Genomic DNA, 11603 nt, shown 5'->3' on the forward strand with positions numbered 1-11603 from the left:
GCCTCCGCGCCCGTCACCCCCGCACGCCTCCGTCTCGTACCCGCTCCTGCCCCGGCCTGCGCTCCCTGTCCTGCCCCTGCCTGTGTTCCTGCTCCTGCTCCCAGCGGGAGGCGTCCCGTGCCCCGCTGCCCGGCCGCGCCGCGGGGGGCCACCGCTCGTACCACCGCAGGTCGTCCTCCAACTGTGCGGCCAGCGAGATCAGCAGCGGTTCACTGTCCGCGGGCCCCAGGAGCTGGGCACCCAACGGCAGTCCGCCGGAGCTGAATCCGGCCGGGACGCTCACCCCCGGCCAGCCGAGCACGTTCCACGGCCAGGCGTACGGGCAGGCGGCGATCATCGCCTGGTCCGTCCGCCAGCCGCTCAGCTTCGCCAGCGCGCCGACACGCAGCGGCGGGGTGGCGGTGGTCGGTGTCAGCAGGACGTCGTACGCCCCGAACAGCGCCCCGACCCGCTGCCGCTGCCGGGCCTCCGCGGCCCGTGCCCGGCGCAGCGGAGGTCCGCCGAGCAGCCGTCCCAGCTTGGCCGCCTCCCGGGTACGGCGGTCCAGCAGCGCGCGGTCCGGGACCCGGCCGGCCCACTCCCGTACGCCCGCGGTGGCGCGCGGCACGAACGCCAGGCCGATCAGTCCGTAGTCCGGTTCGGCCTCCTCGACCAGGTGGCCGAGGCGGGCGAGCGTACGGGCGAGGCCGGTGACGGCGGCGCGTACGTCCGGGTGCAGGGACTTGGGCGTGCCGGTGAACGCCGGCTTCCACGACAGCGCGATCCGCAGCCGGCCGGGGTCGCGGCCCGCCGCCGCGCGCGCGTCGATGCCGGGCGGGCGGTGCAGATCGCCCCGGTGGCTGCCGCTCGCGGCGTCCAGCAGCAGCGCCGCGTCCGCGACCGTACGGGCCAGCGGGCCGATTCCCGTGATGCCCTGGAAGGACTCGGGGTCGGGCCAGGTCGATATGCGTCCGCGCTGCGGTTTGATGCCGACCAGGTGGGTCCAGGCGGCGGGGATACGGACCGAGCCGGCGCCGTCCGTGCCGAGCGCGGCGGGCACCATCCCGGCCGCCACCGCCGCGGCCGAGCCTCCCGAGGAGCCGCCGGGGGTGTACCTCGCCGAACGCCGGCCCCTCCGTGAACGGCCACTGCCCCAGCTCGCAGGCGTTGGTCTTGCCCACGACGACGGCTCCGGCCGCGCGCAGCCGCCGTACGGCCTCGGAGTCGGCAGCCTTGGGCGGGAACTCCCCGGCACAGCCGAACGCGGTGGGCTCCCCCGCCACGTCCATGTCGTCCTTGACGGCGACCGGCACCCCCAGCAGGGGCAGCCGCTCGCCCGCCGCCAGCCGCCGGTCGGCGTCGGCGGCCTCCTCCAGCGCCGCCTCGCCCCGTACCAGCCGAAAGGCGTTGACGCTCGCCCGGCCGGCCGCAGCGATGCGCCGCAGCGACCGCTCCACCAGCTCGACCGAGGTCACCCGCCCCTCGGCCAGCGCCGTGGCCTGCTCGGCCAGCCCCTCGAAGTCCCGTTCCCGCCGCCCCGGATTCTCGCTCACGCCCACAGCACCCCCCGCGGAACTGTTCGTTCGAACGAACGACCAACTCCCGCAAGCGTAACGGCCACCGGACCCGTCATCAACGCTCCGTCCGGCGGGATCAGGAGCCCTCGGCCGGCGGGGACCACGTGCTTGTGGGCCGTGACCCCGTCACCACGCCACCGGCGCCGAGGACTAACCTCACAACGACACGGACGGACCCACCCCGGCCCACGGCATGGAGGAAGGACAGCGATGACGGTGACGAGGCCGGGAACGGGCGGAGGGAGGGAGACGGAGAAGGAGAAGGAACACCGGACGGCAGCGGTACGAACCGCGCCCGCAGCCACGTACGAGGTTCCGCGCGAGGCCACGCACAAGGTCCCGCACGAGGCCACGCACAAGGTCCCGCACGAGGCCGCGTTCGCCGAACTCGCCGAGCGCCACCGGCACGAACTGCGGGTGCACTGCTACCGGCTGCTCGGCTCCTTCACCGACGCCGAGGACATGGTGCAGGAAACCCTGTTACGGGCCTGGCGCCGGCGGGAGACCTTCGAGGGCCGGGCGACGTTCCGGGCCTGGCTGTACCGGATCGCCACCAACGTCTGCCTGGACGCCCTGGCCGACCCGGCCCGGAAACGGGAGGTCAGGACGGCGACGGACAGCGCGGGCCGCCCGGCCCGCGCCCGTGCGGCGACGGCGGAGGTCACCTGGCTGGAGCCTTACCCCGACCGGCTCCTGGACCTGGCGGCACCGGACGACGCCGGACCGGAGGCCGCGGCGATCACCCGGGAGACCGTCGAGCTGGCGTTCCTGGCCGCCGTCCAGCACCTTCCACCGCGTCAGCGGGCCGTACTGATCCTCCGGGATGTCGTGGGCCAACCGGCCCAGGAGACGGCCGAGGCGCTGGAGATGAGCGTTCCCTCGGTCAAGAGCGCGCTGCAACGGGCCCGCGCGACACTGCGGGAGCAACTGCCCGAGCGGCGTACGGACTGGCGCCGGGCCACCACGGCCGACGAGACCGAACGCGCCCTCCTCCAGCGGTACATCACCGCATCCCGGCAGTCCGACCTGACCGCCCTGGCGGCCCTCCTCAGAGAGGACATCCGCCAGACCATGCCCCCTGCCCACCTGGTGTTCGACGGCCGCCGGGCCGTCCTGGACATGTGGCGGGCGGCCCTGGAGGACCAGCAGACCTGGGGCGACTGGTTCGCCGTACCCCTGGCCGCGAACCGGCAGCCCGCGGTGGCCAACTACGTACGCAGGCCGGGCGAGAGCCACTGCACCGCGATCAACATCGACGTGCTGTGCGTCCAGGGCGGCCTGATCACCGAGATCACCACCTTCGGCCCCGAACTCCTGCCCGCCTTCGGCCTGGAACCGACCGCCGCCCCCGAGACCCTCACCCTGTGACGCAGGTCACCTGTCTGGACCGATTCCTTTCCGCACCCCACCCGGTCCTACGAGCGCTGCACATTCACGTTCCCGCACCAGAAAGGACCGGCCCACCACCATGGCCCAGAACACCCAGGACGCACCCACCACCGAGCCCGACGAGCAGATCAAGGCCCTCCACCAGCGGCTCACCGGCCGCTGGCGGGTGACCGGCGGCACCGAGGGCACGGTGACCTACCGCCCGATGGACGGCGGCTTCTTCCTCATCCAGGACGTCGACCTCGCACAGTACGGCCGACGCGTCACCGGCTTCGAGGTGATCGGCCGCGAAAAGCCCTTCGGCGCACCCCACCCGGGCCCGGACATCGTCTCCCGCTTCTACGACGACCAGGGCCACACCTTCGACTACGTCTACGAACTCGACGGCACCACACTGACCATCTGGGGCGGCGAGAAGAGCTCCCCCGCGTACTTCAAAGGCACCTTCGACACCGACGGCAACACCCTCACCGGCGCATGGGTCTACCCCGGCGGAGGAGGCTACGACTCCACGATGACCCGCATCGGCTGACACCCCCTGAGGGTCCCGAAGGGGCTGAGGGTGTGTCAGCCGTTGGCCGGGTGTACCACCATCGCCGAGCCGCCGCCGCGGCGTACCTTTTCCGCGGCGGCCAGCCAGCGGCCGTCCGGGAGGTGCTGGATGCCGGTGGCCGCGCCGATTTCGGGGTTGGGTTTGAAGACGTGGCCGAGGGCTTCCAGTTGAGGGCGTAGGGGGCTGTTCCACAGGGCGGGTTCGAGTTCGGTGGTGGGGGTGTTGCGCTGGCTGGCGCGGGGGGCGGCGATAGCGTCGACGAGGGGCATGCCTCGGTCGAGGTGGTTCAGGAGGGTCTGGAGGACGGTGGTGATGATGGTCGCGCCGCCCGGGGAGCCCAGGGCGAGGACGGGTTCGCCGTGCCGGAGCAGGATCGTGGGGGCCATGGAGGAGCGGGGGCGCTTGCCGGGGCCGGGGAGGTTCGGATCGGTGCGCGGGTGGGCCGGGTCGGCGGGGACGAAGGAGAAGTCGGTCAGTTCGTTGTTCAGGAGGAAGCCGCGGCCCGGTACGACGATGCCGCTGCCGCCGGTCTGTTCGATGGTGAGGGTGTAGGCGACGACGTTGCCCCATTTGTCGGCGACGGTGAGGTGGGTGGTGTTGTCGCCTTCGTACGTTGCCGGGGCGGCCCGCCCGCCCGTACGGCACGGCTTGGGGTGACGCGGGTCGCCGGGCGGTACGGGGCTGGTGAGCACCGCGTCGTCCCTGATCAGGCAGGCGCGGGTGTCCGCGAAGCGCTGCGAGGTGAGTTCCTTCGTCGGTACGTCCACGAAGGCCGGGTCGCCGACCCAGCGCCCGCGGTCGGCGAAGGCGATCCGGCTCGCCTCTATGAAGCGGTGCAGGTAGCGGGCCTCGTCGAGCCGGGAGAGGTCGCCGCGCTCCAGGATGTTCAGGGCCTCGGCGACGCCGGTGCCGCCGGAGCCGGAGGGCGCCATGCCGTAGACGTCCAGGCCCCGGTAGGAGGTCCGGGTCGGGGCCTGGCCGCGTACCTCGTAGGTCCGCAGGTCCTTGGCGGTCAGCTTGCCGGGCCGTACCTTGCGCGGTGCGCCGGGGCGTACCGGGGGCTTCTGCACGGTCCGTACGACGTCCCGGCCGAGCCGGCCGCGGTAGAGCGCGCCGACGCCCTGGTCCCCCAACTCCCGGTAGGTGCGGGCCAGATCGGGGTTCTTCAGGGTCGAGCCGACCACCGGGAGCTTGCCGCCGGGCAGGAAGAGCGCGGCGGTGTCGGGGAAGTCGCGAAAGCGCGCCTCGTTGGCCTGGGTCTGCTTGCGGAAGGTCTCATCGACCGTGAAGCCGCGGCGGGCCAGCTTCTCCGCCGGGGCCAGGACCTGGCGCAGCGAGCGGCTGCCCCATTTGTCCAGCGCGGTGCGCCAGGTGGCGGGGGTGCCCGGGGTGCCGACGCCCAGTCCGCTGGTGACGGCCTCGTCGAAGGGGATGGGCCGGCCGTTCTCCAGGAAGAGGTCCTCGCCGGCGCGGTGCGGGGCGGTCTCCCGCCCGTCCAGGGTGCGTACGCTGCGGGATCTGGCGTCGTAGGAGACGAAGTAGCCGCCGCCCCCGATGCCGGAGGAGTACGGCTCGGTGACGCCCAGGGCCGCCGCGGTGGCGACCGCGGCGTCCACGGCGTTGCCGCCCTTCTTGAGCACCTCGATGCCGGCCGCGGAGGCGTCCGCGTCGACACTGGCCACGGCGCCGCCGTAGCCGGTGGCCACCGGGGTCTTCGCGGGTGCGGAAGGCTTCTGGCCGGGCGTCTGCTGTACGGGCGCCTGTTGTACGGGCGCCTGTCCTGCGGGTTTCTGCCGTGCGGGGGCCCGCCCGGGATCCGCCTGCGCGACGGAGGGGGCCGCCAGCAGCGAGCCGGCCAGTACGGCCGCCGCTACCGGCACGGAAAGGCGTCGGGCGTTCGTCATGCGGGTGACCTCCCAAGCGAGCGCGGTCGGCAGCGGCCGGAGCCTACCTGCGGGAGCACGGCGTGGACAGGGGAGCGGCGGGTGCCGCGGCCCCGCGCCCGTACGGAGCAGCCGGTACGGACCGGGACAAGCTGCCCGTACGGATCAGGGCAAGCCACCCAGCCGCCCGCCCCGGCATCGGACGGGCAACCGGGCGGTCGGTACGCTCCCCCGCCATGAACGACACCTTGCAGCTCCTGATCGCGGCGGTCGCGGCACTGGCCGTGGGCCTGGCGGCCGGCTGGGCCGTGCACAGCGCGGTCCTCGGCCGCAGACGCCTGCGCGAACAGGGCTTCTTCGGCCTGCCGGACGGCTCGGAGTGCGTCCTGGTCACCCACCGGGACAGCGCCTCCGCCCACTGGAGCATCCCGCGCCACGACGCGCTGGCGCTCCTGGGACTGGCGTCGGTGATCGAGAACTGCGGGGCGCACGCCGAGGTCGCCCCGCACGACACCGGCCTCCAGGGCTTCGGGGCCCGTACGGAGTTCTGCGTCGGCGATCCCACCGCCCATCACCGCCTCGCCTCCCACATGGCCAGCCTGCTGCCCGGCGTCAAGGTCCACCCCGGCGACGCGACCGGCGCGGGCCGGTGCACCTTCACCGTGGACGGTTCCACCTACCGCCTGGAGCCGGGCGCGGTGGAGTACGTGCTGCTGGCCCGGCTCACCGCCGGGGAGGGTGACCGGCCGCTCTTCCTGGCGGCCGGACAGCGCCCGGTCACCCACCGCGCCGCCGTACGCCACCTGGTGCGCAACCGCGCCCGGCTGGCCCGCAGGTACGGGCGGGACGGGCAGTTCTGTCTGCTGCTGAAGGTCGTCAACTCGCGGTCGTACGGGCCGGACGTGGTCGAGCTGGTCGCGGATGTCACCAAGGCCGCCACCGCGCCGCCGGAGATCAGGAGCCACCGGGCCACGAGCGGCAGCAAGTCGGTGTCATGACCCTGGCGATGCGGGCGGTGTGACGACCTGGGCCGGTGTCATGAGCCGAGGCGGACGTCATGACCCGAGCGGGTGTCATGGCCCTGCCCGGTGGCCCGTCCCGGATGGCGTCCCCTCGGCCCGTCGGCCCGCGCCCGTCCGGCGGGCGGCTCGCCACGAGACGCGGCTCAGCGGCACGGCTCACCACGAGACCGGCAAGGTCAGGGGCGACTTGCTCGGTGAGGCGTCGTCCCAGGTCGGCTGCCGGCCCTCGGCGATCCGCAGGCCGGGGAAGCGGTCCAGGAGCGCGCTCAGGCCGACGGAGAGCTCGGCCCGGGCCAGATGGGAGCCGACGCAGTTGTGCACCCCGCGCCCGAAGGCCAGATGGGGGTTGGGCTGCCGGTCCAGGACCAGCCGGTCGGCCTCGGGAAAGACCTCCGGGTCCCGGTTCGCCGCCGCCAGGACGGGCAGCACGGCCTCTCCCGCCCGGATGGTGTGTCCGTGCAGCGTGATGTCCTCGGTCGCCAGCAGCACCACGACCCCGTTCATCACCGGGACGTACCGCAGGAACTCCTCCACGGCCGCGGGCAGCTCCCTGCGGTCCTTCGCCAGCCGCCCGTACGCACCGGGCTCCTCCAGCAGGGCGAGGACCGCGTCGGAGAGGAACATCGTGGTCGTGCGGTAGCCGGCCACCAGCATCGACAGTCCGAAGGCGAGCACGCCCTCCTCGTCGAGGGAGCCTTCGGCCTGACACCGCACCAAGAGGCTGAGGACGTCCTCGGCGGGTGTCCTGCGTTTACGGGCGATCAGGTCGGCCAGGTAGGCATGGAGCGGGCCCACGGCGGCCCGCCCCTCCTCCAAGGTGACCATCGCCCCCAGGGCCGCGTCGGCCAGCGGGAGGTAGTATTCGCGGTCCTCGTACGGGATGCCGGTCAGCTCGCACATCACCAGGAGCGGGAAGGGCTCGGTGAAACCGGCGATCAGGTCGCCGGGCGGTCCGTCCGCGGCGAAGTCCGCCAGCAGCCGTGCGGCGGCCCGGCGGATGTCCGGCAGCCGGCCGCGGACCGAGCGGGCGCTGAAGACGTCGCCCAGGGCCCGGCGCAGGGCCCGGTGGGCGGGGCCCTCCAGCTCCATCATGGTGGTCAGCTTCGGGCCCGGGGCCGGTTCCCTGTCCGGGCCGGGCGGCCACTCGTCGATGGTCGGCCTGATCAGGCGGCCGTCCGCGATCAGTGCCTTGACGTCGGCGTAGCGGGTCACGTACCACCCGGTGCTCTCGGACGGCCCGCCGATCCGGGCCACGGGGCACTCCCGCCGCAGTCGCTCGTACGCGGCGGGCGGGCCCATGCTGCCGGGAGGCGCGAGCGGCAGGCCCTCCAGCGGTTCCGGCCGTGCCTGCGGCTCCGGTGCCGGTGCCGGCTCGGGTGGATGGTCCGCGGCCGGGGCGGGGCACGGCGTGGAGAGCGGGGCACTGGGCATCTGGGTCACCTCCGGGGCGGGGCACGATCACCCGCGTGGACGGGCGGAGCCGGTCGCGCGGCACCGCGGGAGGAGGCGGCCGGGCCGCGCCGTACGGACGGGTCCGGCGCCGGACACGGCTGCTTCCCCTCAGAGCGGTGCTGCGATGAAGCCTCCCTGACCGGCGAGGCGTCGAATCACAATCCGGCGCACACCCACACCAATGGACGGAAGAAGTGCGCCGAAACGTTTACTTTCGCACCGTCTTGTGCACAGTGCAGGCGACCACCCGTGACCGGGGGGCGACGGCGCGCGCCCGCCGGTCCCCGGGCGCCGGGAGCCGTGGGCGCGCCGCCGGTGCCCCGGTGTCCGGCGTACGGGTACCGCGCGCCCGCCGCCGGCCCGGCCGCTCCCCGGGCCGGTGACCGGTACGCGGACGGCGGCACCGACCGCTCCGGCGACCAGGAGAACCAGATGAGCCAGACCCCACAGCCAGCCCTCCCCAGCCCCCACCCTCCGGGCCCTCCGGATCTTCCGCCCCCTCCGGGCCTTCCGCCTCCGCCGCCCCGACGGCCGCCTCCGCCGCACCGGGCACCGCGGCGGCCCCCTCCCCCGGCCCGTCCCCCGCGGATCTGCCCGCCTACCCCTTCAGCTTCCGCGGGGACGTCCTGGCACCGGAGCTGGCGCACTTCGTACGGCACGCACCGGTCACCCGGGTCCGCGCCCTCAGCGGCGACCCCGGCTGGCTGGTCACCGGCCACGCACTGGCCCGGCAGGCCCTCACGGACAGCCGGCTCAGCAGGGGGAAGGCCAGCGACCCCGCCATGCCGAAGGAGGACAAGGAGCCCCCGCCGCCCGCCGTGGTCGCCACCATGGCGATCCTGCGCAGCGCCGGGCTGCGGGACGAGGCGGTCAAGGGGATGAGCCCCCGCCAGCAGGACGTGCCGCCGGCCCGGGTACGGCAGATCGCCGGCGAGCTCCTGACGGACATGGTGCGCAAGGGCGATCAGGGGGACCTCGTCGAGGACTTCGCCCTGCCCTGGGCCGCCCGGGTGACCTGCGAACTCCTGGGCCTGCCGGACGACGCCGCCGCCGAGATCACCAGGTGGTTCCCGCTGTTCTCCATCGGCCCGGAGGCCGATGCCAACCTGCCGGACCTCTGGCCCAGAAGCCTGTTCCGCTTCGGGGACTGGATGGGGCGGCTGAAGCCGACCGGTCTGCTGCCCCGGCTGATCCGTCTGAACGGCCGGTCCGCCCGCCCGCTCTCCGAGCAGATGATGGTGGAGATCGGCCATATGCTGGCCTTCTCCGGCCTGGGCAATCCGGCCGCGTTCCTCGCCACGTGCGGGCTCGTACTGGCCCGTGACCGGCATCTGACGGAGCGGCTGCAGGCGACACCGGGCCTGATGCCGCGTCTGGTCGAGGAGATCTACCGCTGGGCGCCCCTGCTGGGGGACTCCATCACCCGGATCGCCACCGAGGACCTGGACCTGGGCGGCACCCGGATCGCCGCCGGTGAACTGGTGCTGATCTCCACCGACGCGGCCAACCACGATCCCGCCGTCTTCCCCGAGCCCGAGCGGATCGACCCCGACCGCCCCGCCTGTCCTCATGTGCGCTTCGGGCAGGGGCGTCACTACTGCCCGGCGGCGGCCCTGAACAAGCTGCAGACGGAGGCGGCGCTAAGCGCCCTCCTCGATGTGATGCCCGGGCTGCGGCTGGCGACCGGGGCCTCGGCGGTCACCTGGCGCCAGTACCACGCCGTCCTGATGCCGGTCGCCGTGCCGGTGCGGTGGTGAGTGTGCCGGCGCGGCACTGAAGGCCCGTCGCCACGGCGCGCATCCCGCCTCCTCCCCCGCCTTCTCCCTCGCTCTTCGTACCGCCCCCGCCGGTGTACGTGTGGAGTCCGCGCGTGCACCGGCGGGGGCGGCTGCCGTGCGGGCGCCTCCGTACCATGGGAGGGCGCGAACATTCCGTACGCCCGTACGCCCGTACGTCATCCCGCCCTGGGCCACCGGCAGTTGGGAGATGGGGAGAGAGGCACATGACCGAACGCAAGCCGCCCGGCCTGGACTTCGAGACCTGGGTCGACCGGCAGATACGGGAGGCGGCGGAGCGCGGTGCGGCGGATCGTGACGGAGATCAACGAGAGAATCCGCGAGGCGGTCCGGCGTCCGCCCGCCGGTCCGCCGCTGAACCTGAGGCCCTTCGACGTGGAACACGTCGTCCGCGAATGGCGGGAGCGGCAGGGAGCAGCGGCACGGGAAGGCACAGGGCCAGGGCCAGGGGCAAGGGCAGGGGCAGGAACAGGGGCAGGAGCGGGAGCCGCGGGAGGGGTGAGACGTGGTTCGGCGCCCCTCCCCCGGGTGTCACCTCCGCTTTACTTCTACATTGCTGTAGATTTCACCGGGCGGCCCGCCGGGCGCCGGCCGCTCCACCGCGAGCCGACGAACGACAGGAGAGAGACCGAAGATGACCGTGAACCTGGGCAAAGGTCAGCAGGTCAGCCTGAGCAAGTCCGACGGGGGCGCGCTGAGCGTCGTACGGATGGGGCTGGGCTGGCAGGCCGCGCCACGCAAGGGGTTCCTCGCCAAGCTGATGTCCCGCGACATCGACCTGGACGCCTCGGCCGTGCTCTTCGCCGGCCAGGAGCCCGTGGACGTGGTGTTCTTCCAGCAGCTCATCAGCAAGGACGGATCCGTACGGCACAGCGGCGACAACCTCGTCGGGGGCGCCGGCCAGGGCGGCGACGACGAGTCGATCACGGTCGACCTGCGCAAGGTGCCCGCCGACATCGACCAGATCGTCTTCACCGTGAACTCCTTCACCGGCCAGACCTTCGCCGAGGTGCAGAACGCCTTCTGCCGCCTGGTGGACGAATCCACCGGCCAAGAGCTGGCCCGGTACACCCTGACCGGCGGCGGCAACGCCACCGCGCAGGTCATGGCGAAGGTCCAGCGCAGCGGCGGCGGCTGGCAGATGACCGCCATCGGTGAGCCCGCCACCGGCCGTACCTTCCAGGACCTGATCCCGGCCATCGCCTCCCACCTGTAAGAGGCGGCGCGGGCCGCGGAAAGCGGCCCTGCGGAAGGCGGCCTTCCGGGGGCGGCCGGCCTGGCGGTCGGCCGCCCCCGCTCCATAGGGCGTGTGACCCGCATAACCCGCCCAATAATTGGTATCCAAAAATCCAATTAGATACGCTCGGTACGTGCGACTGACCAAGAGCACCGACATCGCCCTGCGCATCGCCATGCGCCTGGCGGTCCTGGACGACACCGGCGAAGCGCCCACCACACGCGAGGTGGCCGGCGCCGTCGACGTGCCGTACACCCACGCCGCGAAGGTCGTCAGCAAGCTGCGGCACCTGGGTGTCGTCGAGGCCCGGCGCGGACGCGGCGGCGGGCTGGCGCTGACCACGGCGGGCCGTACCGGCTCCCTGGGCCAACTGCTGCGGCAATTGGAAGGCGTCGGCGACGTGGTCGGCTGCGAGGACGAGACGCCCTGCCCCCTGCGGGCCGCCTGCCGGCTGCGCGGGGCACTGCGGACGGCGCAGGAGGCGTTCTTCGCGGCGCTGGACCCGCTGTGCATCGACGATCTCGTACGGGCGCCGACCGGCCCCCTGCTGCTGAGCCTGTCCCCCGGCCGGGAGGCTGAGGCCCGCCACCGCCGCCCGCGTCCCCTTGGTCCGCCCCCTGCCCCCTCCCCCGCGGCCCGTCAGCCCTCCCGTGCCCCGGCCCGGGTCGGCACTCGCCGCCCATAAATACGCATCTGAGTTGCGTATTTCACAGCT

Annotated in this window: 8 protein-coding genes and 2 pseudogenes; 7 read left to right on the forward strand and 3 right to left on the reverse strand. The window is 73.4% G+C overall.

All coding sequences use genetic code 11. The features are described 5' to 3' along the window. Positions 1-13 precede the first annotated feature (13 nt). Positions 14-1538 (reverse strand): annotated as a pseudogene (locus tag KGS77_RS06400) (amidase). Positions 1539-1766: 228 nt separating this feature from the next. Here KGS77_RS06400 and KGS77_RS06405 point away from each other — a divergent pair. Beyond that, entirely contained in the window at positions 1767-2924 is a 1158-nt protein-coding gene (locus tag KGS77_RS06405; protein ID WP_242579334.1) for an RNA polymerase subunit sigma-70, read from the forward strand. Positions 2925-3024: 100 nt separating this feature from the next. Beyond that, on the forward strand, positions 3025-3477 hold the full coding sequence (locus tag KGS77_RS06410; protein ID WP_242579336.1) for a hypothetical protein: 453 nt from the start codon (positions 3025-3027) through the stop codon (positions 3475-3477). A gap of 35 nt (positions 3478-3512) precedes the next feature. Here the strand turns inward: KGS77_RS06410 and ggt are convergent, their stop codons facing one another. Continuing rightward, positions 3513-5402 carry a gamma-glutamyltransferase gene (gene ggt / locus KGS77_RS06415; protein WP_242579338.1) on the reverse strand — a complete coding sequence of 630 codons (1890 nt, stop codon included), beginning with the start codon at positions 5400-5402 and terminating at the stop codon, positions 3513-3515. Positions 5403-5617: 215 nt separating this feature from the next. Here ggt and KGS77_RS06420 point away from each other — a divergent pair, with 215 nt between their 5' ends. Then, positions 5618-6379, forward strand: coding sequence for a hypothetical protein (locus tag KGS77_RS06420; RefSeq protein WP_242579340.1), 762 nt, complete (start codon positions 5618-5620; stop codon positions 6377-6379). A 180-nt stretch (positions 6380-6559) separates the two neighbouring features. Here the strand turns inward: KGS77_RS06420 and KGS77_RS06425 are convergent, their stop codons facing one another. Further along, on the reverse strand, positions 6560-7834 hold the full coding sequence (locus KGS77_RS06425) for a cytochrome P450 (RefSeq protein ID WP_242579342.1): 1275 nt from the start codon (positions 7832-7834) through the stop codon (positions 6560-6562). A gap of 803 nt (positions 7835-8637) precedes the next feature. On the opposite strand from KGS77_RS06425, the gene KGS77_RS06430 reads away from it, so the two are divergent. The 4 genes and pseudogenes from KGS77_RS06430 to KGS77_RS06445 all read left to right on the forward strand — a co-directional run bounded on the left by KGS77_RS06430 (position 8638) and on the right by KGS77_RS06445 (position 11573). Then, positions 8638-9612 carry a cytochrome P450 gene (locus KGS77_RS06430; RefSeq protein WP_242579344.1) on the forward strand — a complete coding sequence of 325 codons (975 nt, stop codon included), beginning with the start codon at positions 8638-8640 and terminating at the stop codon, positions 9610-9612. Between the two features lie 245 nt (positions 9613-9857). Further along, positions 9858-10065 (forward strand): annotated as a pseudogene (locus KGS77_RS06435) (DUF1992 domain-containing protein); the annotation flags it as partial. Positions 10066-10285: 220 nt separating this feature from the next. Next, complete coding sequence (locus KGS77_RS06440) at positions 10286-10867, forward strand: TerD family protein (protein WP_242579346.1); 582 nt, start codon at positions 10286-10288, stop codon at positions 10865-10867. 154 nt (positions 10868-11021) lie between these two features. After that, positions 11022-11573: an Rrf2 family transcriptional regulator gene (locus tag KGS77_RS06445; protein ID WP_242579347.1), complete on the forward strand. Its 552-nt coding sequence runs from the start codon at positions 11022-11024 to the stop codon at positions 11571-11573. Positions 11574-11603: the final 30 nt, after the last annotated feature.

The organism is Streptomyces sp. MST-110588 (genome assembly GCF_022695595.1).
Classification (GTDB): Bacteria; Actinomycetota; Actinomycetes; order Streptomycetales; family Streptomycetaceae; genus Streptomyces.

Bases quoted from the DNA above. Each gene is read 5' to 3' on its own strand.
- KGS77_RS06405 (WP_242579334.1), top strand. From the start codon at position 1,767: ATGACGGTGACGAGGCCGGGAACGGGCGGAGGGAGGGAGACGGAGAAG.
- KGS77_RS06410 (WP_242579336.1), top strand. From the start codon at position 3,025: ATGGCCCAGAACACCCAGGACGCACCCACCACCGAGCCCGACGAGCAG.
- ggt (WP_242579338.1), bottom strand. From the start codon at position 5,402: ATGACGAACGCCCGACGCCTTTCCGTGCCGGTAGCGGCGGCCGTACTG.
- KGS77_RS06420 (WP_242579340.1), top strand. From the start codon at position 5,618: ATGAACGACACCTTGCAGCTCCTGATCGCGGCGGTCGCGGCACTGGCC.
- KGS77_RS06425 (WP_242579342.1), bottom strand. From the start codon at position 7,834: ATGCCCAGTGCCCCGCTCTCCACGCCGTGCCCCGCCCCGGCCGCGGAC.
- KGS77_RS06430 (WP_242579344.1), top strand. From the start codon at position 8,638: ATGCCGAAGGAGGACAAGGAGCCCCCGCCGCCCGCCGTGGTCGCCACC.
- KGS77_RS06440 (WP_242579346.1), top strand. From the start codon at position 10,286: ATGACCGTGAACCTGGGCAAAGGTCAGCAGGTCAGCCTGAGCAAGTCC.